Raw genomic sequence first — 24467 nt, 5'->3', positions numbered from 1 at the left:
CAAATCAGGGCACGGCCGTGGTCGCCCACGTTGTCCTGACACGTCTAAACCGGTCTACTCAGAGCCGAACCGAATAGCGTGTTTGCACTGCGGTTGTCGCCAGAGAACTGGTCAACAGCCAGATGAGGGAACGCCAAGCGAGACGCCGGCAAGGAAGAGAGGGAGACCGGCGACAGCAACGGCAGCAGCGCTGGCCGTTGCGATAGGGATGAAAAGCACGCCCAGTCCAAACGGCGCAGGCAGTATCGGGAGGACTGGTAGCATCGACAGCACGAACCCGATGGCGGCGGTCTTCAACGCCAGCCGGCGGTTCCCATGGCCGACTGCGTACCCGGCTGGGAGAAGCACAAACGCAGGTCCAAGAACCAGCAGCGCTGACACCGGGAACGTGAACCCGTCCCCGACAACCATCGGCGCCGCCGCTATCGTCACTCCGAGCGCGATGCCTGCGCCGACTACTGCGCCGCCAACGACCGTCCGATAGCTTGTGCGCTCACGGACGCGCCGCTGTGACAGTGCGATGCCACAGATGAACAGCGCGGTGCCACCGCCGAACAGCGGTGCCGCTATGCCACCCAACCGCAAAACGCCCGTCGCTCCAAGAAGCGACAGAACAGTCGCTAGCGCGCCCACGCCGGCGAAGACGATGCCCGCGGAGTCCCGGACGCGTTTCAAGTCCCAATCGAGCCGGGCGACACCCCCGGCGGCAGCGCCGATCAAGAGGGTAAACACCGCTGCGGGGAGCGTGGTGTATGCGAGCGCCTTCACCGCCATCACGGGTCCGAGCAGTGCTCCGACCGCGAGTAGACTCAATAGCGGCCCAACGGCCGTGTCACGGGGAACGAACGTCACGATACGCCCGTCGTTGAGTTCGGTCAGCGTCATCCGCTGTCCGTCGTCTGAGACGGTTGCGCCGTCGATGGCTCGCTCGACTCGCATCCCGTCGGGAGCAACGACGACGAGCCGATCAGCACCGAGGCCATCGAGGTTTCGATAGCCGTAGGCTTCAGTAAACTCGCCAGTCCGGACTGTCCCGCCGACGGACTGCTGAGCGAAGTCGGCCTCGCGGTACCGTAGCGTTATGACGCCATCGCCGGACACGTTCGCGCTCAGGAGTTCGGTGTCCCACATCGCCCTGTCGGCGATAGCGGTCCGGAGGCTCTCGTTTGCTCGAAGCCGTGTAACACCTTCTGCGTTAGACAGACGATTGTGGACGACCCACGTTGCGGTTCCGTTGTTGTTGACGGCGACGGTTGCGTTGCTGTGTGTGACAGTGACCGACACACCGTGAGACTCGGCCGTCGATTCAAAGGTGTCACCGCAGGCGTCACACAGCGGCCTTGGCGGGGGCGCTGCGCCGACTGGCATGGCGGTACAGAGGAGCGACGCACAGACCAGACAGAGGAGGGCGAGGTGGTGGAGTCGATGCGGGGCCATATAGCATATCTATCCTGTCATGTGTTAAGAGATATCGATTACTCAAAGAATGGTTATACAAACATAGACTACAGGTGACAGTTCGGCCGATACATATCTGACAAGTATGCCGCTCAATACATATCGCGTCCGCTATGCCGGCCAGATTCAACTTTCGGCGGTGTCAGCGTGGTCGTTGAGCGGAGCAGACGCCGTCGCTGCTTCGTCGAGCATCCCTGACGCCCACTCGACCACATCGGGAGGCGTCCAGTGGAACTGTCGAATCCACTGTTACGTTCGCGGTCAATGGTCAGAAACGTGGTCTCGTCGTCGATGAGGTCGATACTGCAGGGCACAGATTCGTCAATTTAGATGCACGTGTCCCCGAAACCGCTGTCAGACTATCTGGAATGTTCTTATCTAGTATAATAGCTTATACGGACAGAACCACGATGGTCGGCAGAACGCCGTGACAGCAATCGAGATCGAGTCGCTTCGGAAGGCCTACGGCGACATGACCGCGATAGCGGACCTCTCGCTCAGCATCGACGATGGCGAGTTCTTCGGACTGCTCGGGCCGAACGGGGCCGGCAAGACCACCACAATGGAAATACTCACCGGGCAGCTCAGTCCGGATAGTGGACAGGCAGCGGTACTCGGTGTCGACCCGGCAACGCAGCCAACAGCGGTCCGCGAACGAGCGGGGATTCTCCCTGAAAAAGAGTCACCGCCGAGTTTCATGACGCCACGCGAGTACTTCGACTTTGTCGGTGCTATCCGAGATATGTCCGACGACGCGGTAACAGCGCAGACCGAGTCATGGGCCGACCGTCTCGGCTTCACCGCGAAACTCGACACGCTGTCCTCGGACCTTTCGCGGGGCCAACAGCAGAAAGTGATGATCGCCGGCGCGTTTTTCCACGAGCCGGATGTCGTGTTCATCGACGAACCGCTGGCCAATCTCGACCCAATCGTTCAGGAGCGGGTCAAGCGCTTCCTGCGCTCGTACCGGGACGACGGCAACACGATTGTTGTTACGACACACGACGTAGACGTTGCTGCCGAACTCTGCTCTCGGGTCGGCATCATGTACGGCGGCGAACTCGTCGCCGATGTCCGGCCGGCAGAACTCGACGCTGATGTGACGCTCCTCGACGTGTTTCTGGACAACGTTGACGCAACAGTGGACCAGGGACCGAAATCGCTGACACATGAGTGACGGACGAGCGCGAAGGGTGTTTGTCGAGATGCTCCGGGAGGAGTGGCGACTCCACAGTCGGCTCTTCCGCGGCAGTCACTTCTTCCTGTTTCCGGTGTTTATCTGTCTGCTCGCTGGAGCCGCGGCCAAGCTTCTTGCTGTTACCGGGACCGAGCCGAAAACCGTGTTCGCCGGCCTCCACGCACTGGTGTTCGTCTTTGGTCTCCACACGGGGTCCATCGGCTTTGTGGGACGGGATGCTCTCCGGAACCTCCTCGGTGATGTGACGCTGCTGGTCTTTTCGGCTCGCACGCTCCCGCTATCGCAGAACACGCTGCTGGGACTGTTCGTCGTCAAGGACAGTGTCTACTACGCAGTGCTGTTCCTGTTGCCGATTTCCCTCGGAACGGTGCTTGCAGTCAGCGGAGCCGCCGGGCCTCTCCTCGTAGCTGAGACGGTCCCACTTCTGTGGACGACCCTCGCACTGACGTTCGTCCTCGGAATGGGCACGACGATTGCGGCCCTCGGCCTCGCTGGCCGTGGCGTTCCCGGACTGGCGCTACTCGCGGCTCCATTCGTCGCCGTCGGTGCAGCGCTGGCAAGTGGTGTCGATATCGTCTTCTACACCCCCTACGGTCTGTTTCTCGCCCAGACCCCTGTGCGGGCCGGCACTACGGGTGCCAGTATCCTCGTCGTCTTTCTGCTCAGCGCCGGGACCTTCGATGCGACCGCCCCCCGCCCCGCTCGAACGGTCACACCGGCCTTCCGCCGCTGGTGGCGACGGATCGGTGACCCAGTTGCGACCAAGAGCCTGCTTGACATCCACCGGAGCGCTGGCGGGTTCGGGAAAGTCCTCTTTTCGGCGGCGATTCTGTTCGGTGTCACCGCCGCGCTGGTCGATTTCGCCGGACAGATTACGGGTGTGCCGCCGTCCACTGGTATCTCATTCGGTGCGATTCTCGGGCTCTCTGGGTTTACAACCTATAACTGGCTCACACAATCCGATGACGTGAGCCTGTATTTCGCCCATCCACTCTCTGTGAAAGCCGTTTTTGTGGGGAAATTCCGGGCGTTCCTCCTGCTCGGCCCGCTAGTTGGACTCGCGTTCTACGGACTCGCACTCGTCTGGCGTGGCGGGTCGGTCGCCGAGGCGGCTGTCGGAGGCGTCCTGCTCGTCGGCGTTGCCTGCTACATCTTCGGCACCACCGTGTACCTCACTGGCCTTTCTCCGAACGAGTTCCTCTTCGATACGGCCCTGTTCGCTGTTTTCGGCGCGGCAATGGTCCTCCCGCTAGTCCCGATCCTTATCGCTGGGTTCGCCATCTCGCCGCTGTCTGGGACCCTGCTTGCCGCCCTCGGGGGGTCTGGTGGCGTCATGGCTGTTGTCGGCGTCGCCCTCTACCGTCGGTCGTTACCCAAATGGTCGACGCGATATCAGCAGGCGTGAGTGGCCGCTTGGGTTCGTCCACTCCGGCCCCAGCACCGACTCGCCATCATCATCGGGTTTGCCGTTGTCTGTGTGCCATAATCCGGCTGGGATAATCCGAACGGACAGCAGCGGTCTCACTGCGGTTTTCGAATAGCTTTACTTGATCAGTCTTGGCACTGAAATATGGACCGTCGTACCGCGAGGCTACTCAACGGTGCGCTGGCGCTGTGCTGTCTCGCGCTTGTCTTCGCCGCTGTGTATCCGTTTACCACTGTCGATCCGCACTCGAAGCAACCGGTCGATGAGCGGTTTACAGTGCCTGAGGCCGACGAGTACCGGGCGACGGGAGCGATTGTTGCGGACAGTGTGACCGCGCTCGAATTCGAGGGTGTTGTGACTGCTGACGGCGGGCGCTACCTGTCCATTGACGAAGGTGCTGTCCGAACAGAACAGTATCAAGCGTCATCGGACGATCCGGTCTACAGTCGTATCACTGTCGAGGATGACGGCAGTACCGACCGCCGACGAGCGCAGATCCAGAGCGATACCGATCGAGAACTCCTCCGGGTGAACCAGACTGAGGGGGCTGTCACGTTTATTGTCAAGCAGGAGTCAGAGAATGTGGCCGACGAGGTCTCGGGAGCGGCGTCAGTAGTCGTCATGAGCCTGTACCCCGTCGGATACGAACGAGATACCGACACCTCTCAGGCGACGGCCGTCTACAACCCGAAAAACGGCTGGTACGAGGGGAGAGAAACGTACCACATCACCGAAGCGACAGGCACAGTGCGAACAGCCGGTGACACGACTGCCGTTCGCTCCGCGACGGTTACGTGGGACCAGACGAGGCCCGCGGGGACGTATGCAGAATTTGCTCTGGCCAGACTGACAGGTGATGACCCGAAAACGATCGACATCTCCTTCCAGTTCGAGTCGAGCGAGACAACAGTGACTCGGCCGGCGTGGGTCACCGAGGTCGGAACCGGAGCGGAGGCCGGACAGTCACGGGGCGCATCGTACGGAAAGGCTATCTCGTACGGTCTGTGTGGTGCCGTCACGCCCTTGCGAACCGTGCGAGAGTGACGACGAGGCGTTGTCGAGACTGGGGATACAGGCAGCAGGGTGGCAACTGCGTTTCGGCGTTCTCTCCACGAGCTGAAAGTGCGATTCTGCCGTGTGTATGGTCGGTTTTTATTTTTCTCCCTGTGAACGCCCGGACAGCATGGCATCTTACGACGCGTTTGACCCGGCCGTCGAAATCAACGGGCAAACGGTACTCACGATAGTCGAGGCGGCGATGGGGAAGTTCTCGGATGAGTACCGGGAACGGGCGTTAACGGCGCTCGCTGCCGAGGGAATCACCGAACCAGCGGCTGACGAGTGGTACCCACAGCAGGCTTGGCTGAACGCGTTCGAGACGATTGCCGATGACCTGCAACCGCACGTCCTCGACCGACTCGGCGAACAGATCCCTCACGTCGCGGATTGGCCGGACGACTTTGATACTGTTCCGGCGGGCCTCCAGTCCATAGACGAGGCTTAACAGCGGAATCACCGTGGCGGAGACATCGGGCAGTACCGCTTCGAATCCGTGGGCGACCGGACCGGCGAGGTGACCTGTGAGAACCCGTATCCGTGTCCGTTCGACCGTGGCCTCATCCGTGGGGTTGCCCAGCAGTACGCGCCAGTCGACGCGTTCGTCTTTATCGAGGAGACGGGCGACACGTGTCGCCGGAACGGGGACGATGTGTGTACCTATACGGTCTACTGGTAACGCGGCGACTACTGCTCGTACGCTTCGAGCGCCTCGCGGAGTTCGGCGGCCGAGTAGTCCGACGCGAGCTGTACGATTTCTTCTAGGTCTTCGTACGTCTCGCGGAGGTTCTGGATATGCTCCTGCTCGCGAGCATCTGGGGGGACCTGCTCTTCCGCTCGGCGGATGGTCCGGAGCGTCGTCTGGACTTCCCGCTGGATGTATTGCTGGAACACGTCCTGCAGGATGAACCAGACATCGCGTTCGGCCTCGAACCTGACGCGTCTGCCGCCGCCTGCAGACGACTTGCGGTGGATGAGGCCGACACGCGACAGCGTCCGTGTGACGTTACTCACCGTCGATTTCGCGTAGCCAGTTTCGTCGACCAGTTCTGGGATAGAGAGCGGTTCTGCAGCGAAGTACAGCACGCCATAAATACGCCCAGAACTTCGGCTGAGGCCGTACACCTCGGCTGATTGCTCCATCGATTCGATGACGCGTTCTCGTGCGACCGAACTGTCAGCATCACTCATGCATACGAACTGGCTGCCCTGTTTGCCACGTACCCTGCTGCGTCATACCTCTGCCTATTGCTTCCGTAAGTATTAAATTGTTTGATTGGTTTGTTCGGATTGAGCCGAACAAATAGAAACGACCGTCACTACCCACCCTACAATTCATGGCAAGCGTCTTCCCCCACCACCCGCCGGTTGACTATGCACCCCGAGAGCAGACGAACGTCGTAGTCAACGGTACCGAGCCGACTGATGTCCTCCAGATCCTTTCATCTGAGGCCGCTCAGGAGATACTTGGGGCGGTCAGGGATAACCCGCGGACAGCATCGGATATCGCGGACGCAGTCGACCGCTCGCTCCAGAGCGTTTCCTATCACCTCGACCGCCTCTGTGAAGCTGACCTTATCGAACCCGCAGAAACGTGGTACTCGGAGAAGGGGACGGAGATGACCGTGTACGCTCTCGCCACGGAGCGACTCGTCGTGCAGTTTGGGGCCAGCGCTGACCGGTCCGTGTAATATCCAGCCGTTTCGAGCACTGCCTGTTCTCGGAAGTCTGCAGTCAGGTTCGGACAGCTTTGTTTCCCCTGCCGAGACAGAGACAAACAGACCTATTGGACCGCTTTTCGTACGCTGAATATGGACGACGGGACGGGCGCGAAACGAACGAAGGCGACAGTCCTACAGCGGGTTTCGAGCGTACTGAACGCCGACGCTCACGACGCGACGGCGCTCGACGGCGGAGAAGTCGGGTCGGTCTACCGTGTGTCGTTTCACGACCGTCCTGATGTGGCGGTGAAAGTCGACGACTCGCCGCTCGGAATCGAGGCGGCAATGCTTCAGTCCCTCGACCGTGACACGCCTCTCCCGGTTCCGGAAGTCCTCCACGTCGAACCGGAACTGCTCGTACTGTCGTTTATTCGCGGCGACGGCCGATTCGACGAGCGGGCCGAACGCGACCTCGCGCGACACGTTGCGGCTCTTCACGACACTTCGGCTGACGTGTTCGGCTTTCCCTTCGATACCCTTTCGGGCCCATTCAGTCAGTCGAACCCGTGGACCGATTCGTGGATCGATTTCTTCCGTGCGCAACGGCTCCTCCCTTTTGCAACAGCAGCACGGAACGAAGGGGCCTTGCCAGCCGGCGAGTTCGACCGAGTGCAGCGACTGGCGGAAACGCTCGACGCTCGCCTCGTCGAACCGGCCACGCCGTCCTTGCTGCACGGCGACATCCACCCCGGAAACGCTGTGGTGGCTGACGGAACTGTTCGGGCCGTCCTCGATCCAGCGATCTATTTCGGTCACGCTGAAGTTGATCTGGCGTACGTCGACCGACTGGATTCGATCGGGGCGGCGTTTTATGATGAATACCGACAACACCGCGACATCTCTGCGGGATACTTCGAAGAGCGACGCGACGTGTATGTCGCCTTTCACGCGCTGGAGAACGTCCGGTTTTTCGGCGAAGACGAACTCCCGAGGCTCGAACGTGCGTTAGACCGTCTCGGAATGTGACACAGACGCAACCGGTGGCTTCGCCGGCCGTTCCGATGGTCGGCTCAGTCAGCCAGTGAGATGTTCTGCCGGAGGTCGTCTTCGATTGCCTCAAGCGTCCGGCCCTTGGTTTCGGGGACGTAGCGGTAGACAAACACCAGTCCCGCGAGACTGCAGAGGCCGAACAGCCAGAACGTCGCAGAGGTTCCGACGCCGTCAGTCAGGACGGGGAACGTCAGCGACACGAGGAGATTTGCACCCCAGTTGGCGACGGTGACGAGGCCCATCGCCGACCCACGAACGGAAAGCGGGTATATTTCTGAGATCAGGAGCCAGAAGACTGGACCGAGGCCGATCGCGAAAAAGGACACGAACAGCATCAGACTGATCGTGGCGATGATACCGAGGCCGCCTTCAAGCCCGGGCAGGTAGAACACGGTGCCGAGGACGGCGAGGGTTGCAACCATTCCACCGACACCGACAAGCAGGAGTCGGCGTCGACCGACGCGGTCGACGAGCATGATTGCCACGACCGTCATCACGACGTTAATTGTCCCGATACCGACTGTCGCGAGGATCGAGGCCACATTTCCGAGGCCAGTGGACTCGAGAATTGTCGGGGCGTAGTAGATGACCGCGTTGATACCGGTGATCTGCTGGAAGACGGCGAGTCCGAGTCCGACCACGAGCGCTGGGCGAAGCCATGGAGCTAGCAGGTCCCAAATGCCGGTTTCGGACTGTGTTTCGACGGTCTCTTGAATCTCGTCGAGTTCCTGCTCGACACCGCCGGACCGCGTTCGCTTGAGCACGGCTCTGGCCTCGTCTGTCCGCCCGTGTTCGAAGAGCCAGCGTGGGCTTTCGGGCATTTTCAGAATACCAATAGCGAGCACGACGGCCGGGACCATCCCGGCACCGAGCATCCAGCGCCACGCGCCAGCGTCGGCGAACGCGTAGTTGACAAAATACGAGAGCAGGATTCCGGTGGTAACCATGAGCTGATTGAGCGAGGTGAGTCCGCCACGGATCTCTGGTGGTGCGATTTCGGAGATGTACAGCGGACCGACAATCGACGCGAAGCCGATAGCGACGCCGTCGATAAGCCGACCGGCGACGAGGACGGGGACGGTCGGCGCGACGGCCATCGTGAACGATCCGACGAAGAATACGATGGCCGCAATGAGGATGAGTCGACGGCGACCGAGGCGGTCGGCTAACTGGCCACCCACGGCTGCACCGGCCGCGGCCCCGGCCATCGCGCCACTGACGATGATCCCCTCGACAAGCGGCGACATGACGAACGAGTCCTGGATGAACAGGAACGCGCCCGAGATGATCCCGGTGTCGAACCCGAACAACAGTCCGTTCAATGCGGCTAACGCGGAGACGATGTAGACGAACCGGTCGCCGTCACCGCGGAGGACGTTACGTATGGTCGCTGTGGACATCTATGTAAAATTGAACTCGAATCTGTGTAAAAATCTTTCCAAGTCTATTCGCACGACGGCGGAGCCACTGGGAGACGCCTGTAACGGGCTGTGCTGGAAAACGGTGCCGTCATTCGTCTCTACCGTCGGTGATAATCGTCGCGAGGTGATCTCGGTCGAACAGGTGCGTCTCTGTGAACTCCTCTGGGAAGTAGCGCTTCGCGTACCGTTCGATCATGAATAGGTTATGCAGCGGGCCGGCGTAGATCGGGCCGCCGCGAAACACCATGTCATTCTGGACGGCCCGCAACTGGCTGCCCACTTCGTGGTCTTTCATAGAGGCGAGTACGGAGTTCTCGAATTCCTCCCGGGTCTTCCCTTCGCGATGGTATCGCAGAAGGAGTGAGTCCGGATCTATCTCCAGTAACGTCTCGTAATCGAGCGACTCCGAGCCGGAGTACCCCTCAACTCCGGTATCGGCAAAGGCGTCAGAAATGCCGAGCGTCTGGAAGTGTTCTTTGTTGGCCCCGTTCCCGCTGATCCGATACGGCGTGAACGCCTCCGGCTCCTCGCCGGCGAACATGAGCGCGGCGTTTGGCCGATCCGTTGGCGCCGGGAGCCGAGCCTGCACCGTTTCGACCAGTTCGTCGTGGATTGAACGGATCGCCTCAAAGCGCGTCCGTTCCTGAACCATTTCAGCCACCTTCTCGAACGCCTCGTACAGCGAGTAGTACCGGTAGTCGTGCCAGTCGTCAGTCTGGCGGAAGATGAGATTCCCGAGAAACGGTGCGACGTTCTCCCGAATTTCTGTGAGGTCCGACTGATCCCACGCCCCGAGCCAGTCGATAAGCGCGTTGGGATCAATGAGGTGCAGGTCCGCGTCCATCTCGTAGAACGGCTCCTTCGAGACGCCGTCGTTCCAGAGCTGTGTGAGCCCGTCAAGGTCAATAGACACTCCATCAAGCTCCTCGTAGTGTAGCGTTTTGTACCGACCGCGGTACCAGATCGACTGTACTGCGTCGCCGTGACCGAGCGCGACTAGCATATCGATGTAGTCCGCTGTGAACGGGGCGATTGTCTCGGGCACCGTTTCGAATTCGACGGTTCCGACTGGCTCCATCGTCACTGAATATGCCCCGTCGGAAGTCGCTGGATCGGTCTCAGTACCGCCCGCTCTGGTAGCTGTGGTCATGTCGCTGCCCTCGGTCACCGAAGACTCCTGACCACTCTCGCCCGAACAACCGGCGAGGAAGCCGCCGAAAGCGAGTGCCCCGCTACTTCTGACTATATCTCTCCGCGTCGGCCATTCGCACGCCGCTCTATCTGGATCAGTCATTCGAAATCACCCGTGACGATATTGGCGATTTGCTGCCGGTCGAACAGTTCGGTATCCGAGGTCACGTCGCCGAAGATATTGGGGTAGAGCTGTTGGGCCGCCCGTTCGGTCAAAAAGAAATTGTGAATCGGCCCCTGTCGGAGGTAGCCACCGCGATACACGCGCTCGTTCTGTACCGCAGTTAATTGACTGCCGACGGTGTGGTTCTGCATGAACTGCAAGATGGTCTCTCGGAATTCAGTCGCTGATTTCCGCTCGTGGCCGCGGATGAGGATAACGTCTGGATCGACCGATAGAAGCGTTTCGTAGTCGTATTCGCCCCGATTGGTCGTACTGAGGTTCTCAATATCGGTTCCGGCAAGCGCATCAGTAACGCCGAGGTCACGCCATTGCTTCTTGCTCGTGCCCTTGTCGTTCAGTCGATAGGGAGAGAACGACTCCGGCTCGTTGGTACCCTCGTAGGTGAGGAGGACGTTCGGACGCTCCTCGGCCGGCGGGAGTTGACTCTGGAGGTCCGCGATGTAGTCGTCGTGTAATTGTTTGAACGCCTCGTACCGTGCCTGTTCCTGAAACACCTCCGCGACCTTCTCGAAGGCCTGATAGAGCGTGTAATACCGGTAGTCGTGCCAGTTATCCGAACGACGGAATATCAGATTCCCGATGAACGGAGCGACGTTCTCGGCGATTTCGTCGATGTCCGACTGCGACCAGTCGAACCAGTTGACGAGCATCTGTGGGTCATAGAGGTGTACGTCGCTGTCGAGTTCGTAAAATTCCTCTTTCGTTCGGACCTCCGGATTCGCGTCAATCGTCTCTTGATCGACGGAAACACCGGGAAGCTCATCGTAGACGTACGTGTAATAGCGATCTCCCCCGCCGATACCTGTGAGGCCATCGGCCTGTCCGAGGGCCACGCCCATATCGGCGTAGGCGCCACCGTAGGGAAGCCATCGCTCGGGAACCGTCTGGAACGTAACGTCGCCAGCCGGCTCCATGGAGACGGTATATGATTCCGTCTCGGTCGCCGTGGCTGTCGCTTTATCCTCGGTAGCGGTGGATTCTGAGACTGCATCGCCGGCACACCCGGCGAGTAAACTGCCGCCCGCAATTATCCCAGCACCCTTGATATAGTCCCTACGTGTCGGCCGTTCATGCGGCGTTTTCTCGTCGTCAGTCACTGTCCCGCACCCGTGATTATGTCAGCGACCCGCTGGCGGTCGAACAGCTGTTCCTCGGCGGGGATTTCGGGGTACGGATCACCGTCGACGTAGCCCGGCCACTCGCCGAACTGGTTGGGGTACAGTTGTTTCGCGGTCATCTCAGTCTGGAACAGGTTCAGAATCGGACCCTGCCGACGGGCACCTTGCGCGTATATCCGCCCCTCTTGGACAGCAGTGATTTCTCTTGTAACCTCGTTGTCCGCCAGTTGTGACCGAATATCGTCGAGATTGTGGGACCCCGCCATTGGCCCGAGGACGAGCAGTACGTCTGGATCAGCTTCGAGAAGTAGTTCGGTGTCGAGTGTAATATTCCGACCGTCGTCGCCGTACCCGTCACCGACAGCATCGGCTAACGCATCGGTCGCACCCAGCGGGCGGGTGTGAGCAGCGTAGTAGCCCGGGTGGTTCATCTTATAGCCCCAGATTTTCTCCCCGGATGTGGAGAACAGGACCAGTGCCGCGCTCGGCCGTTCACTTTCCGACGGCAGGCTCGCGTTGATAGTCTGCAGCATCGATTCGCGAACGGAGGCGAGCGCCTCGTACCGGGCACCCTCCCGAAACACCTGTGCTATCTTTCCGAAGATTTCCCAGAGCGTGTAGTATTTGTACGCATCGCCCCACCCTGACGGTGGTTCCTGCTGGGTGCCACTGAGTGTGTTGCCGAACCACGGGGCGACGTTCGATTCTATCTCCTGGAGGCTGTTGTTGTCCCATCCCTCCGCTGTCGCAATCTTCGCCGGGTCAGCTACGTGGACATCGCTATCGAGTTCGTACAGCTTCTCTTTTGACGGTGGCCACGAAGAGTACAGGCCCTCCCAGTCGATTGAGACGCCTTCCAGTCGGTGGAGGAACTTCTGATACAGCGACTGGTGGTATTCGGGTGCGTGCATTGCGTTGATCGCACCCCCTCGACCGAGTGCGACCAGCATATCCACGTGGTGGCCCAGTATCGTGAACACACTCTGGGGAACCGATTCGAACTCGACGGTTCCCATGGGCGACATCGTAACAGCGTATCTATCCTCAGCCGTCGTTGGTTCGGCCGTTGATTGGTCTCCTGTGCCTGTCTGTGTCGGGGCTGCTTCTGATCCGGACTGACCTGCACAGCCCGCTAGCAAGCTCCCACCCACCACCGCGCCGCTGTACTTCATGTAGTCACGTCTCGTCGGACCCTCGCGATTCATGTCATATCTCGACATAAATGTTAGGCCAGCCTAAAAATACATAACTGCTTCGGAATTTAGGCGCGCCTGAAAACAAAAGCCTGCGACAGACTTAGCCCAGCCATCCCAACTGCTGGTCGCTTGCTGCGCTTTCATCTCAGACCTGCTCATGGACAGTACAATCTCCGTGCTGTCATACCAGACTCAGGTCTGACCCATCGATTGACAATGTGTCAAGGGACGTCGAAATCTCCTCGCCAGTGGTACCAGCCACAACAGCGCTATTGGGGGAACGTACAACAGTAAAGTGTCCTTGCTGTGGACACACTAGTATGGCTGACGAGGAAATTGACGACGTGGACAGAGCAATTCTGTACGCATTACAGGAAGATGCTCGAAATATGTCGTCCGGGGACATCGCAGAGCGAACAGATACGTCCGACAGCACCGTCCGCAAGCGCATCAACCATCTGGAGTCAAGCGAGGTAATCAAAGGCTACAGCGCTGATGTTGACTATCAGCAGGCGGGCTACCCGCTCCGGATGTTGCTCTACTGTACTGCGTCGATTCCCGAGCGAGGCGATTTAATCCCCGAAATCCTCGATATCGACGGTGTGGTATCGGTACAGGAACTGGTCACCGGCGAGGAGAACCTCCTTGTGACGGCTGTCGGCGAATCGGATAGCGATATCACGCCCGTTGCGCAGGCACTTCTCGATATGGGCCTGACGGTGGCCGACGAAGTACTTGTCCGGAGTCACGAGACGACGCCCTTCGGTAAGTTCGATTCCGAGAACGAGAGCTAGCTGCGAGCGGGGCTGCTGCTGTTGCGGAGTGCTTGTCGGACGACTGCGCCCATGGGAATACACGGCCTGACACGTTATCGAAATAACTGCCGCGCTTCAATCACCGCCTGATTTTCGAGCTGCCCCAACGAACAGTTTGGTAATCTCGCCCCTTTTCGATATCCAATTCGCTCCTGAGAGCCGAACCTGTGTGCACATGAGTAATGGACCCGCTGTCCAAGAAGATTGCCGACACAGGCTGTGAAGTACCTGGCTGCTACCACGGTAGTGCTTATCGCCGGAGCATCAGACGCAAAAACATAATGTTCTATAATCTACTTTTTTTGGAACAAATTGGTAGTATAGAAGGATTTAATAACCAGTACGTTCGCAGTAGGGGTGAAGACAACCAGAATCGGTCGATCACATTCCGTGATTACCGTGATCGGCCACGAACAACGATGTCAGGACGCAACTCACCGAAGACGGTTGGATCACTCCCGGACACGACGGCTGACTCGCCGCTCGTGCCCGTCGCACTCACATGGCTCGTGTGGTCGATGTTTGCCGCGAGCATTGCTGTGCTTGCCGTCCGAATCCGAACTGGGTTCGCGTGGGAGATACCCGGCGTTGTCGCCGTCGACGGACTGACAGTCCTGATGTGGGTGGTCGTCACCTTCTTCAGCGGTATCGTTCACAGCTATTCGCGCCGCTATCTGGCGGGCAGTCGCCTCAAAACCGGCTTTTTCGCCACCGTGTTCGGCTTCACGGCGGTTGTGATGGGACTGGTCGCGGCTGACCACCTCGCCCTGTTCGGCGTGCTGTGGCTCGCGATGGGGCTGCTGATGGCGAAACTCATCGGTATCGTCAGCGGCTGGGACCAGGCAGAGGCGGCTGCGACGGTTGCCCGCAAGTACTTCATCGCCAGCAGCGCGCTTCTCGGCGTCGCGCTGACGGCACTGTGGTGGGCGACTGGCGCGACTACTGTCTCCGGAATTGCGGCGGCTGCCGACACGCTTGCCGGTCCAGTGTGGCTGGTCGCCGCAGGCGCACTCGTGCTCGCCGCAATGATTCAGTCCGCACTTGTTCCGTTCCACGGCTGGCTCCTCTCCTCGATGACCGCACCAACGCCTGCCTCCGCGCTGATGCACGCCGGGTTCGTCAATGCGGGCGGCATTCTGTTGACTCGCTTTGCTCCGGTCATCACCGTCGACCCCGCGCTCATGCTCGGCATCGTTGCTGTCGGCGGTGCTAGCGCCATTGGCGGAAAACTCCTGAAATCAGTTCAAACGGACATCAAGGGTAAGCTCGGCTGTTCGACTGTCGGTCAGATGGGATTCATGATTATGCAGGCCGGCCTCGGCTTCTTTGGGGCTGCTATCACCCATCTCATCCTGCACGGCTTCTACAAGGCCTACCAGTTCCTCAGTGCCGGCGGACAGGTCGAACACACTACCCCGAGTGAGGGGACGCCACACACTATCGGAATGACGACGAGCATCGTCGGCGGCGTCGTCACGCTGCTGACTGGCATCGCCGGTGGCGCGGTGTTTACAGTGCTGACAGGGAAGGGAACGCATGTCGACAGCGGGCTCCTGTTGACCTTCTTCGTGGTGTTTACGACCCTCCATGCGGCGCGCAACGCCGTCCAGCACACCTCGCTTCCGACGGCGGCCCGCTACGGGGCCGTCCCAGTGGTCTTCTTCCCGGCCATCGTTGTCTATGCTGTTGTCTATACGGGTGTCTCGGGGCTCATGCCTGTCGGCCCCATAACGACCGAACTGACGCTGCTCCACGGCATAATCGCCGTCTTCTTCGTCGGCATCTACATCGGCATCGAGACTGGGATCCATGAGCGCAGCCAGCGCCTCTACGTGGCGCTGCTGAACGCCGGCCAGCCATCGGCCGACACCGTGCTGACCACGACGGAGGACTACAATGAGTACTGAACCCACCATCCACGACAGTATCGACACCGCTGCGACCACCGTCGGCTCCCTCTGGCCTATCCACTCGTTCGTGACGGCAAACCCCCTCGCGGGGTTCGAGGACCAGCCGTTCAGCGAGGCGGTCACACAGGCAGCCGACCTGTTGGGCGGCCGTGGCTACCCCAGCACGAGGACGTTCCGTGCAGCGCTGCAGCGCGGCCAGATAGACCCGGAGATTCTCGACGCGGAACTCTCCGAGGCCGGGTACGAGAAGGAACCCGAGATATTGCTCGACCGAATGGCCGAAGCGACCGATGCCGCGGACAGTGACTCCGACACCGCAACCGACCACGTCGATCAGGTCCTGACGAAATGGCTGTCAGCATTCCTCGATGAGGGGAGCGCCCACTGGTCGATGCCGAACCGCGAAGCGGGGTTCTACGCTGCATTCCGTGGGGTTGCCGAGCACGACAGCGAAATCCCGGATGCAGGAATTATCGCTGAGCTGCCTGAATCGCCCATTGAAACTATCGAGACCGTACTTGCATCCCACCCGGAGAATCAGTGGGTGCCCATCTTCGAGGAGCAACTGGCCGCTCTCCCTGGCTGGACGGGACTCATCAAGCAGCGTGCCGACGACGAGGGCGCGTGGCAGTCGACGTACCCGATTTCACTGGTTGGATACCTCGCGGCGCGTCTGGCCCTGCTAGACGCCGTCGGTGCTGCCCTCGCTCCCTCGAACGACAGCATCGACCCGGACCCGGCTGCCGAACTCGCCGGGGCGTTCCTGCGTGCCTGGGAAGCGAGCTACCGCGGCGACCTCGTCGAGACCGTTGCCGCGGAGAGCCAGTCGCTGGCTGACAGCGACAGTTCGGGCCGCCCGGACGCACAGATGGTCTTCTGTATTGACACCCGCTCTGAGATCATCCGCCGCCACATCGAGGCCACGGGCGACTACGAGACCCACGGGTACGCCGGCTTCTTCGGCATTCCAATGGAGTATCAGGGCTACGACACCGATGTGTCGGTCGACGCCTGCCCCCCGATTCTCGATCCACAGCACCACGTCACCGACGTGCCGATCGACGACGACACGCAGGAGAGCCACGACCGCTGGTCGGGCATCCGTGACACCGCCGACGAAATCATCGAGACGCTAGAGGCCAACGCCGCTACGGCCTACGGCTTCGTCGAAACTGCTGGGAGCGGGTACGGCCTCGCGCTCGCGGCCCGCACGCTTGTCCCCGGGCGCGTGCAGGACCTGTTTGACGCGGCTGGGCGCTCGGTGCCCGACGACCACGAGTTCTGTGACCCGCTCGTCCATCACCAGCACACCTACACCGGAGATCTGCCAGTGGGGCTGACCACCGACGAGAAAGTCGAGTACGCCGCCACCGCGTTCGACCTGATGGGCTGGGAGGCGTTCAGTCGCCTCGTCGTCTTCACCGGGCACGCCAGTGAGACGACGAACAACCCCTACGATTCGAGTCTGGACTGTGGTGCCTGCGCCGGCAACCCCGGCGGCCCGAACGCCCGCGTGCTGGCGACGATTTGCAACGACACCGAAGTCCAGTCTGCGCTTCGTGACCGCGGCTTCGAAATCCCTGAAGATACCGTCTTCATGGCCGGCGAACACAACACGACGACCGACGAAGTAGAGCTGTACGACAGCGAGGTGCCTGAGAGCCACGCCGACGACCTCAAGCAGTTGCGCGCCAACCTCGCCACCGCCCGCGAGAACGCGGCTGCAGAGCGTGCCGAATCAATGGGGAGCGATGCATCGTCGGGGGTCAGCGAAACGCAACGCCGCGCCGCCGACTGGGCAGAGACCCGCCCCGAGTGGGGCCTGGCTGGCAACGCCGGCTTCGTTATCGGCCCCCGCGAACTGACGAGCGATGTCGACCTTGACGGCCGCGCCTTCCTCCACTCCTACGATTGGTCGACCGACCCTGACGGCGAGGCGCTGGAGGCGATACTCACCGGGCCGATGGTCGTCACGCAGTGGATCAACACCCAGTACTACTTCTCGACAGTCGATAACGCCGTCTACGGGAGCGGGTCGAAGGTGACTCACAACCCTGTCGGCAACGTCGGCGTCTACCAGGGCAACGGCGGCGACCTGATGACCGGCCTCCCGCTACAGTCGCTCATGGCGGCCGACGACGACCCGCACCATCAGCCGCTCCGCCTCTCGACGGTTATTCACGCTCCGGTCGACCGTGTCACCGACGTACTCGCTGACCACGCGGAACTGGCGACCTTGCTCGACAACAACTGGCTCTCGCTGACCGTTGTCGACCCCACGCAGGACCACCATGCCTTCGAGTACGAGCGCGATCTGGAGTGGTCGACCGTGTCTGAGGTGTCCGAAGCTGACCCAGCAGAACCGACCGCCACTGCAGTCGCAGACGACTGAGTCGGTCGGAACAGGCTGTATCTGAACCCGTTTGGAGCCAGTTAGTCCTTCGAAAGCGGATTTTATATCTATATAATAAAATTTCAACCTATAACTCGCTTTGAACGGGGATTATACCACCGACTATTCTCAAATTGGGTGCGTATACACTCGAACTCGGTAACTAACGTATAGAAAACCCAAATCGGGCTTTTGAGTGGCGTTTTACTGGTACAAAGTAGATGTACGGGATGATAACACAGTGACCTGTTCCCGTTCCACTCCAATAGAAGTGGTTAGCGTGGTGTGAGGCCGACACCATCTGCGAGCAACTCGTGGGAGCGGAGTGCGTCAGCGTGGTTGCCGACGACGTGCTGAATCATCACCTCATCGACGCCAACACGGTCAGACAGTTGTTCGAGTATGTCGCTGAGTGTCTCTGGACTGCCGGAAATCGCCCGCGGCCACTCACCGGCATCCAGCGTGGCAGGCGTCGGTTCGGGCACAGCCCCGAGCTCGTCGATTGCTTCCTCGACAGATGGTGTCGTGCCGACAACCCCGCGTTCCATCCGCTTGAATGACGCTTCCGCCACGGCGCGGAGCCGCGCCGCTTCCTCGTCGGTTTCGGCACAGACCGCGTTTACCGCGACCATTCCCTGTGGCTCGTCGACGCCGCCGGCCAACTGCGAGGGTTCGAAGTGGGTTCGGTATTCCTCGAAGGAACGGGTGGCTAACCCCGGTCGGATGAACGCGGCGAAACAGTAGCGCAGACCAAGCTCGCCGGCCAGCGCGGCGCTCGACGGACTTGACCCGAGAACCCACGGGACTGGTGGCTCCCCACCTGACCGGGGGATTTCAAGATCACTGTACGCGTGTCCATCCGGGTAGCCGTCGTAGAGGTGCGAAACGACGGCTTCGATTTTTTCGGCGTGGTCTTCGTCGGGGTTCCGGACACGTCGGTTCGTCCCGAGTGCCCGGTCGACGGCCGGAGAGCCGTTGGCCCGCCCAAGCCCCGCGTCGATGCGTCCCGGCGCGAGCGCGTCGAGCGAACCGAACAGTTCTGCGACCTTGAACGGACTGTAGTGATTGAGCAGGACCGCTCCCGATCCGAGGCGGATTGAGTCGGTTTCGGCGGCGAGGCTGCCGAGCAGTACCTCGGGTGTTGTTCCTGCGAGCTTATCCCCCATCCCGTGGTGTTCCGCCACCCAGAACCGGGAATAGCCGAGGCGTTCGGCCTGCTGGGCTGCGTCGACGGTGTTCGCATACGCGTCAGTCGCAGTTCCGTCATTCGGGACCGGAGAGAGGTCAACGATTGAGAGGTCCATATCCGCCCACAACGGTGGCGAGGTTTAACCGTTCGGCTACTCACAGTGCGTGGCTATCTCACTCGGGCACACCACTGTGATGGAACGTCCCGCCAGGGTATAACTAAAATCTAGGAAACCAACTGTTCTGCGAAAGCCTCTCTCAAATAGAATACCTTACTTCGCTCTACTGGCTATCTCTGGGCAGTGTGAAAGTCGGAGAGTTATCTCTCGGGTACCTTCCGAAACCCTCTGGAATCCCAAATCAGTGGGCTTTTAGCGATATCAAGCCGTCAATTCAGATAATACACCGCCTCAATGATTGTTTCAGAGTCGCGTCGCGGGGTCGTGCGTACAACGAACCTGCTGAAATTCCTTCCAATGCTCAGTAATATCTGTATAGCTATTATATCACGCTTCTTTGGGAACAACCTTCCCAATGCAGTGCCGGTTACGAATCAAGTGATATCATGCCCTTGACCACAGTCGGCTCCATGGATCGGCGGAACGCGTCGTCGATGTCTTCAAGTTCGGATTCGAAGTCGATTATGCCCTCGACGTCGACTTCGCCGTCGGCCAACAGGTCGACAGCCGCGTCGTAGGTGTTCTTGTACCGGAAGGAGCCGTGGACGTCGACCTCGTTGTCGATGAGTTCCAGCACGTCGAATGGGACCTCCGCTTCGCTGGCCAGACCCACCAGAACGACCGTGCCGCCCCGACGGACCACGTCGATTGTCGACTTGATCGACGGCTCCGCACCGGAGGCTTCGACGACCACATCAGCACCGACGCCGTCCGTGTACTCGGCGACTGCCGTATCGAGATCCGTCTCGGTAACGTCGACTGTCAGGTCTGCTCCCCGCTTTTCGGCGAACTCTAGTTTTTCCTTGACAACGTCGGTCAGTATTATGTCCGTCGCGCCTGCGGCGCGCGCGGCCTCAAGCACCATCAGCCCGATAGGTCCCGCTCCGGTTATCAGCACTGTATCTCCGGTTCCGACGCTACCGCGGCGGCAGGCGTGGATTCCGACCGAAAGCGGTTCACACAGTGCCCCTTCAGCTGTAGAGACGGACTCCGGAAGCGTGTAGGCGAAATCGGCCGGCCACGAGACGTACTCTGTGAACGCGCCGTCGTGTGGCGGCGTCGCCATGAACCGAACTGATTCACAGAGGTGGTAGTCGCCGCGCTTGCAGTGGGCACAGCGACGGCACGGAACGCCGGGTTCGAGCGCGACGCGGTCCCCCGGTTCGTGATCAGTAACGTTCTCGCCGACTTCGACGACCTTACCGGCGCTCTCGTGCCCGAGGACGAGCGGGTCTTCCACGACGTAGTCCCCGATACGACCGTGTTCGTAGTAGTGGACGTCGGAGCCACAGATACCCACGTCTCGCACGGCTACAAGTACCTCATCGGGGCCGGGCGACGGTCTGGGACGGTCCTCCAGCTCGAACTCAGTTGGTTCTACCAGTACAGCAGTTCGCATACTTGGTGGCACGGAACAGAGCCATAAAAATACACAGGGTGGGTCGCCCCATTCGTACCGTGTCCAGTTACCACTCCGCGACGCTTCCGTCCTCGTGGTGCCAGACCGGGTTGTACCAATTGACCTCCGTCTGTGCCAGTTCACGGATGAGAGCCTCGTCGATCTCGATACCGAGTCCGGGGCCGGTCGGCCGTTTGACGTAGCCGTCTTCGAACTGGAACGTCTCCGGGTCCTCTAGGACCTTGAGTCGCTGGCTCGTCGCCGGGTCGTGTAGATCGAGGTCCTGTTCGTGCAACACGACATTCTGGGCGCAAAACCCGACCTGCAGGCTCGCTGCGAACGCGACAGGGCCGAGCGGGCAGTGCGGAACGACGGCCACGTCGAACGCTTCCGCCATCGATGCGACCTTGCGCATCTCGCTGATGCCACCGACGTGGGTCACGTCGGGTTGGAGTATCGACACCCCGTCGTCGACGAGGAGGCGCTTGAAGTCATAGCGGGAATAGAACCGTTCGCCAGTCGCTATCGGAACAGTCGTCCGCTCGGCGATACTGGCAAACGAGTCGTCGTGTTCGGGGAGCAGTGGCTGATCGATGAACGTCAGATCGAACTGTTCGAGTCGCTCGACGAGATCTGCGGCCATCGGTTTCGAGACGCGGCCGTGGAAGTCGACGCCGACGAGGGCGTCGTCACCGACGGCGTCACGGATTGCGGCCACCCGTTCAACCGCATGATCGACAGCATTCGGCGTCTCAATCGGCCGAAACTCCCGGGCGAAATTGAACTTGAACGCTCTGTAGCCGCGTTCCCGGTCCTCTCTTGCGGCGACAGCCACATCCTCGGGGTCGTCGCCACCGAGCCACTGGTACACGAGTAGCTTATCGCGGACGTGCCCGCCGAGTAGTTCGTGCACCGGGGCACCGTAGTGTCGCCCCTTGATGTCCCAGAGCGCGTGGTCGATACCCGCAAGCGCGCTCATGAGTATCGGGCCGCCGCGGAAGTAGCCGCTCTGATAGAGCTTCCGCCAATGATACTCGGTTCGGAGCGGGTCGGCCCCGAGGAGATACGCCTCGATAAGCTCGGTAACAGCGGCACGGACCGTCTCCAACCGGCCTTGAACGATGGGCTCACCCCAGCCGACGATCCCCTCGTCAGTCTCCAGTTTTAGAAGCAACCACCGCGGTGGCACGGCGAACAGTTCGAAGTCGGTGATTTGCATAGCTATGTTATCTGTGAGGGAGTACTTGTAATGACTGGCTGCCGATATCGGCCGCGGAAAGGTGTGGCAGAGATAGCCGTACATTTATGCTGGAGGCTACCAGAGCACCAAGCGTACGCATGAGTGTACTTGACAGTTTCTCCCTCGACGGAGAGACAGCTATCGTCACCGGTGCGGCGCAGGGGCTCGGCAAACAGATGGCGACCGGTCTCACCGATATGGGGGCCGACGTCGCTATCGCGGACGTGAACGTTGAGAAAGCGGAGCGGACGGCCTCGGAACTGGACGGCGAGACGGACGTCATCGCGACGGAGGTCGACGTGACGGACGAAGGCTCGGTCGAGGCGATGGTCGAGGATGTGACCGACCGCTTGGGGCCAATTGACGTCTTGGTCAATAACGCCGGCATCGTCGAGAACTCCCCGGCGGAGGAGACGAGCGTCGAGTCCTGGCGGCGGGTCGTGTCGGTCAACCTCGACGGCGTCTTTCTCTGTGCCAAACACGTCGGTCAACAGATGCTCAACCGCGGTGAGGGACGCATCGTCAACATCTCCTCAATGTCGGGGTTCGACGTGAACGTCCCACAGAAACAGGCCAGTTACAACACGACGAAAGCCGGCGTCAGGATGCTGACCCAGTCGCTGGCGGTCGAGTGGGGCGATCAGGGCGTCCGCGTCAACGCTATTGCGCCCGGGTACATGCGGACCGAACTCGTCGACGAGGTGCTCGAAGAGAACCCGGAGATGGAGGAGACCTGGCTGGAGAACACGCCGATGGGCCGTCTCGGTCGACCAGAGGAGCTGAAAGAGCTCGTCGTCTACCTCGCGTCGGACGCCTCGTCGTACATGACGGGGTCGACCGTCGTGATGGACGGCGGCTACACCTCGCGGTAAAAGCGTCAGGCCCCGGACAACGAATCGTCGGTCAGTGCAGCCAACCGATCTTTGGCGTCGTCCCACTCGCCACCAGCCTGTGGTTCGTAGGTCGTCGTCTCGAACGCCGACTCGACCAACTGCCGCCCGGTTTCGATGTCCGGCACTGTCCCGGCCGCGACAGCCTGTGTGAGGACGTTGCCGACAGCTGTCGCCTCGACTGGGCCAGTCGACACTGGGCGGTCGGTAGCGTCAGCCAGCAACTGACAGAACAGCTCGTTTCTGACACCGCCGCCGCCGAGAACGATACGTGACGGTGGGTCCTCGACGACTGCCGCGAGCGCGTCGAGTTCCAGCGCCGTCTTCGCCGCCAGACTGTCGAGGAGACAGCGGACGATACCGCCCTGCCCCGTCGGCATGGGCTGGCCCGTTCGTCGACAGTAGGCCCGAATCTGGTCAGGCATCGGCTCGTCGATGCCGAAGGTGTCGGCGTCCGTATCGACGAGTGCGGTCCGCGCCGGGGCTTTTTCGGCTGCCGACAGTAACGTATCGTAATCGGCTGGATCGTCCGCATCGCGCCACGCTTTGCGGCATTCTTCGAGCAGAAAGAACCCGTTGATGTTCTTCAGGAGCCGAACGGTCCCGTCGACGCCGAGTTCGTTCGAGACGGCGTGCTCGAAGGCGGCGTCTGTCCGTACTGGTTCGTCTCGCTCGACGCCGAGGATGAACCACGACCCCGTGTTGAGAAACGCGGCGTCCTCGGCCAGCGGAAGGCCGGCGACGGCCGCCGCCGTGTCGTGGCTCGCCGGCATCACGACCTCCGGCGTCGAAGACAGGCCCGAAATGACGGTGTCGTCGACGGGACCGAGGCGCTGACCGGGTTCGGACAGATCCGGGAGCAGGTCCATCGGAACCGACAGCTCGTCGAGCAGGTCGGTGGCCCACGTCCGCGCCTCGGGATCGACCATCTGTGTGGTCGAGGCAATCGTCACGTCGCCCGCCGGCTGTCCCCCTATCCGTGCCGAGAGGAGCTGTGGCATCATGAGCAAGCCGTCGCTTTCTTCGAGAAGTTCGGGCTCGCGGTCGGCGATAGTGTGGAGTTGCCACAGCGTGTTCGGTGTGTTCCAGTTCGTGATGCCGGTCGCGTCGAACAGCCGCCGCTTCCCGACAGCCTCGAAAACCTGCTCGCGCGTGGCCGTCGACTCGGGGTCGCGGTAAGAGACCGGGTCTCGGAGCAGTTCGCCGTCAGCAAGGAGCCCGAAGTCAAGCCCCCACGTGTCGATACCGACCGTATCGAGGCGGTCGGCCTGGTCGTCGGCAGCCCGGAGACCGTCATTGATGAGATCGACAAGCGCGTCGACGTCCCAGACGTAGCGGCCGTTCCGTTCGACGGGTCGGTTATCGGACCGGTGGACCTCCCGCACAGCGAAGGACGACTGCGTCACCTCGCCGAGGAACACTGTCCCGCCGCTCGCGCCGATGTCGATTGCGACGTGGTTCATGGGATGTTCTCAGGTGTGGTTCGCACGGATGG

19 protein-coding genes and 1 pseudogene are annotated in these 24467 nt (G+C 60.8%); 10 read left to right on the top strand and 10 right to left on the bottom strand.

Annotated features, from left to right (window positions below; genetic code table 11):
• Nucleotides 1–111: 111 nt before the first annotated feature.
• The gene (locus tag RR_RS02505; RefSeq protein ID WP_011222539.1) at nt 112–1437 is read right to left on the bottom strand and encodes a hypothetical protein; all 1326 of its coding nucleotides are present in this window, start codon (nt 1435–1437) and stop codon (nt 112–114) included.
• Between the two features lie 448 nt (nt 1438–1885).
• On the opposite strand from RR_RS02505, the gene RR_RS02500 reads away from it, so the two are divergent.
• From RR_RS02500 to RR_RS23060, 4 genes and pseudogenes are all read left to right on the top strand, one after another.
• Nucleotides 1886–2635 carry an ABC transporter ATP-binding protein gene (locus RR_RS02500; RefSeq protein ID WP_049938528.1) on the top strand — a complete coding sequence of 250 codons (750 nt, stop codon included), beginning with the start codon at nt 1886–1888 and terminating at the stop codon, nt 2633–2635.
• Complete coding sequence (locus tag RR_RS02495; protein WP_011222537.1) at nt 2628–4061, top strand: hypothetical protein; 1434 nt, start codon at nt 2628–2630, stop codon at nt 4059–4061. The genes RR_RS02500 and RR_RS02495 overlap by 8 nt, the downstream gene beginning before the upstream one ends.
• 165 nt (nt 4062–4226) lie before the next feature.
• Complete coding sequence (locus tag RR_RS02490) at nt 4227–5126, top strand: hypothetical protein (protein ID WP_007188513.1); 900 nt, start codon at nt 4227–4229, stop codon at nt 5124–5126.
• A 139-nt stretch (nt 5127–5265) separates the two neighbouring features.
• Nucleotides 5266–5817: pseudogene (locus RR_RS23060) on the top strand (hypothetical protein).
• A gap of 8 nt (nt 5818–5825) precedes the next feature.
• Here the strand turns inward: RR_RS23060 and RR_RS02480 are convergent.
• Nucleotides 5826–6329 carry a GbsR/MarR family transcriptional regulator gene (locus RR_RS02480; RefSeq protein ID WP_007188515.1) on the bottom strand — a complete coding sequence of 168 codons (504 nt, stop codon included), beginning with the start codon at nt 6327–6329 and terminating at the stop codon, nt 5826–5828.
• Between the two features lie 146 nt (nt 6330–6475).
• Between RR_RS02480 and RR_RS02475 the strand changes: the two genes are divergently transcribed.
• Entirely contained in the window at nt 6476–6829 is a 354-nt protein-coding gene (locus RR_RS02475; protein WP_007188516.1) for an ArsR/SmtB family transcription factor, read from the top strand.
• 120 nt (nt 6830–6949) lie between these two features.
• Nucleotides 6950–7825, top strand: a complete 876-nt coding sequence (locus tag RR_RS02470; protein WP_011222535.1) for a fructosamine kinase family protein — start codon at nt 6950–6952, stop codon at nt 7823–7825.
• A 44-nt stretch (nt 7826–7869) separates the two neighbouring features.
• Here RR_RS02470 and RR_RS02465 read toward each other — a convergent pair whose 3' ends face one another.
• The 4 genes from RR_RS02465 to RR_RS02450 all read right to left on the bottom strand — a co-directional run bounded on the left by RR_RS02465 (nt 7870) and on the right by RR_RS02450 (nt 12968).
• Entirely contained in the window at nt 7870–9249 is a 1380-nt protein-coding gene (locus tag RR_RS02465) for a sugar porter family MFS transporter (RefSeq protein WP_011222534.1), read from the bottom strand.
• Nucleotides 9250–9358: 109 nt separating this feature from the next.
• The gene (locus tag RR_RS02460) at nt 9359–10564 is read right to left on the bottom strand and encodes an ABC transporter substrate-binding protein (protein ID WP_011222533.1); all 1206 of its coding nucleotides are present in this window, start codon (nt 10562–10564) and stop codon (nt 9359–9361) included.
• Entirely contained in the window at nt 10561–11742 is a 1182-nt protein-coding gene (locus RR_RS02455; RefSeq protein WP_049938527.1) for an ABC transporter substrate-binding protein, read from the bottom strand. Before RR_RS02455 ends, RR_RS02460 begins: the two co-directional genes overlap by 4 nt.
• The gene (locus RR_RS02450) at nt 11739–12968 is read right to left on the bottom strand and encodes an ABC transporter substrate-binding protein (protein WP_394297559.1); all 1230 of its coding nucleotides are present in this window, start codon (nt 12966–12968) and stop codon (nt 11739–11741) included. The genes RR_RS02455 and RR_RS02450 overlap by 4 nt, the downstream gene beginning before the upstream one ends.
• 311 nt (nt 12969–13279) lie before the next feature.
• On the opposite strand from RR_RS02450, the gene RR_RS02445 reads away from it, so the two are divergent.
• From RR_RS02445 to RR_RS02435, 3 genes are all read left to right on the top strand, one after another.
• Nucleotides 13280–13753, top strand: coding sequence for an Lrp/AsnC family transcriptional regulator (locus RR_RS02445; protein ID WP_004965861.1), 474 nt, complete (start codon nt 13280–13282; stop codon nt 13751–13753).
• 440 nt (nt 13754–14193) lie between these two features.
• Nucleotides 14194–15681 carry a proton-conducting transporter membrane subunit gene (locus RR_RS02440; RefSeq protein WP_049938526.1) on the top strand — a complete coding sequence of 496 codons (1488 nt, stop codon included), beginning with the start codon at nt 14194–14196 and terminating at the stop codon, nt 15679–15681.
• Entirely contained in the window at nt 15671–18076 is a 2406-nt protein-coding gene (locus tag RR_RS02435) for a DUF2309 domain-containing protein (protein ID WP_011222529.1), read from the top strand. The genes RR_RS02440 and RR_RS02435 overlap by 11 nt, the downstream gene beginning before the upstream one ends.
• A gap of 275 nt (nt 18077–18351) precedes the next feature.
• Here RR_RS02435 and RR_RS02430 read toward each other — a convergent pair whose 3' ends face one another.
• The 3 genes from RR_RS02430 to dgoD form a co-directional block, all read right to left on the bottom strand.
• The gene (locus tag RR_RS02430) at nt 18352–19380 is read right to left on the bottom strand and encodes an LLM class flavin-dependent oxidoreductase (protein WP_011222528.1); all 1029 of its coding nucleotides are present in this window, start codon (nt 19378–19380) and stop codon (nt 18352–18354) included.
• Between the two features lie 430 nt (nt 19381–19810).
• Entirely contained in the window at nt 19811–20842 is a 1032-nt protein-coding gene (locus tag RR_RS02425; RefSeq protein WP_011222527.1) for an NAD(P)-dependent alcohol dehydrogenase, read from the bottom strand.
• Between the two features lie 67 nt (nt 20843–20909).
• Nucleotides 20910–22061, bottom strand: coding sequence for a galactonate dehydratase (gene dgoD / locus RR_RS02420; protein WP_049938525.1), 1152 nt, complete (start codon nt 22059–22061; stop codon nt 20910–20912).
• 119 nt (nt 22062–22180) lie between these two features.
• On the opposite strand from dgoD, the gene RR_RS02415 reads away from it, so the two are divergent.
• Nucleotides 22181–22954, top strand: coding sequence for an SDR family NAD(P)-dependent oxidoreductase (locus RR_RS02415; RefSeq protein ID WP_049938523.1), 774 nt, complete (start codon nt 22181–22183; stop codon nt 22952–22954).
• A 5-nt stretch (nt 22955–22959) separates the two neighbouring features.
• Here the strand turns inward: RR_RS02415 and RR_RS02410 are convergent, their stop codons facing one another.
• Entirely contained in the window at nt 22960–24435 is a 1476-nt protein-coding gene (locus tag RR_RS02410; RefSeq protein WP_011222524.1) for a rhamnulokinase, read from the bottom strand.
• Nucleotides 24436–24467 lie beyond the last annotated feature (32 nt).

It is taken from the genome of Haloarcula marismortui ATCC 43049, from assembly GCF_000011085.1.
GTDB classification, from domain to species: Archaea; Halobacteriota; Halobacteria; order Halobacteriales; family Haloarculaceae; genus Haloarcula; species Haloarcula marismortui.
Note: the sequence above shows the minus strand (reverse complement) of the source record. Positions and strands in the feature narration are given on the sequence as shown.

What these genes read in the sequence shown, in the direction of transcription:
- RR_RS02505 (WP_011222539.1), bottom strand. Translation starts at nt 1,437, where the DNA reads ATGGCCCCGCATCGACTCCACCACCTCGCCCTCCTCTGTCTGGTCTGT.
- RR_RS02495 (WP_011222537.1), top strand. Translation starts at nt 2,628, where the DNA reads ATGAGTGACGGACGAGCGCGAAGGGTGTTTGTCGAGATGCTCCGGGAG.
- RR_RS02490 (WP_007188513.1), top strand. Translation starts at nt 4,227, where the DNA reads ATGGACCGTCGTACCGCGAGGCTACTCAACGGTGCGCTGGCGCTGTGC.
- RR_RS02480 (WP_007188515.1), bottom strand. Translation starts at nt 6,329, where the DNA reads ATGAGTGATGCTGACAGTTCGGTCGCACGAGAACGCGTCATCGAATCG.
- RR_RS02475 (WP_007188516.1), top strand. Translation starts at nt 6,476, where the DNA reads ATGGCAAGCGTCTTCCCCCACCACCCGCCGGTTGACTATGCACCCCGA.
- RR_RS02470 (WP_011222535.1), top strand. Translation starts at nt 6,950, where the DNA reads ATGGACGACGGGACGGGCGCGAAACGAACGAAGGCGACAGTCCTACAG.
- RR_RS02465 (WP_011222534.1), bottom strand. Translation starts at nt 9,249, where the DNA reads ATGTCCACAGCGACCATACGTAACGTCCTCCGCGGTGACGGCGACCGG.
- RR_RS02460 (WP_011222533.1), bottom strand. Translation starts at nt 10,564, where the DNA reads ATGACTGATCCAGATAGAGCGGCGTGCGAATGGCCGACGCGGAGAGAT.
- RR_RS02450 (WP_394297559.1), bottom strand. Translation starts at nt 12,968, where the DNA reads ATGAATCGCGAGGGTCCGACGAGACGTGACTACATGAAGTACAGCGGC.
- RR_RS02445 (WP_004965861.1), top strand. Translation starts at nt 13,280, where the DNA reads ATGGCTGACGAGGAAATTGACGACGTGGACAGAGCAATTCTGTACGCA.
- RR_RS02440 (WP_049938526.1), top strand. Translation starts at nt 14,194, where the DNA reads ATGTCAGGACGCAACTCACCGAAGACGGTTGGATCACTCCCGGACACG.
- RR_RS02435 (WP_011222529.1), top strand. Translation starts at nt 15,671, where the DNA reads ATGAGTACTGAACCCACCATCCACGACAGTATCGACACCGCTGCGACC.
- RR_RS02430 (WP_011222528.1), bottom strand. Translation starts at nt 19,380, where the DNA reads ATGGACCTCTCAATCGTTGACCTCTCTCCGGTCCCGAATGACGGAACT.
- RR_RS02425 (WP_011222527.1), bottom strand. Translation starts at nt 20,842, where the DNA reads ATGCGAACTGCTGTACTGGTAGAACCAACTGAGTTCGAGCTGGAGGAC.
- dgoD (WP_049938525.1), bottom strand. Translation starts at nt 22,061, where the DNA reads ATGCAAATCACCGACTTCGAACTGTTCGCCGTGCCACCGCGGTGGTTG.
- RR_RS02415 (WP_049938523.1), top strand. Translation starts at nt 22,181, where the DNA reads ATGAGTGTACTTGACAGTTTCTCCCTCGACGGAGAGACAGCTATCGTC.
- RR_RS02410 (WP_011222524.1), bottom strand. Translation starts at nt 24,435, where the DNA reads ATGAACCACGTCGCAATCGACATCGGCGCGAGCGGCGGGACAGTGTTC.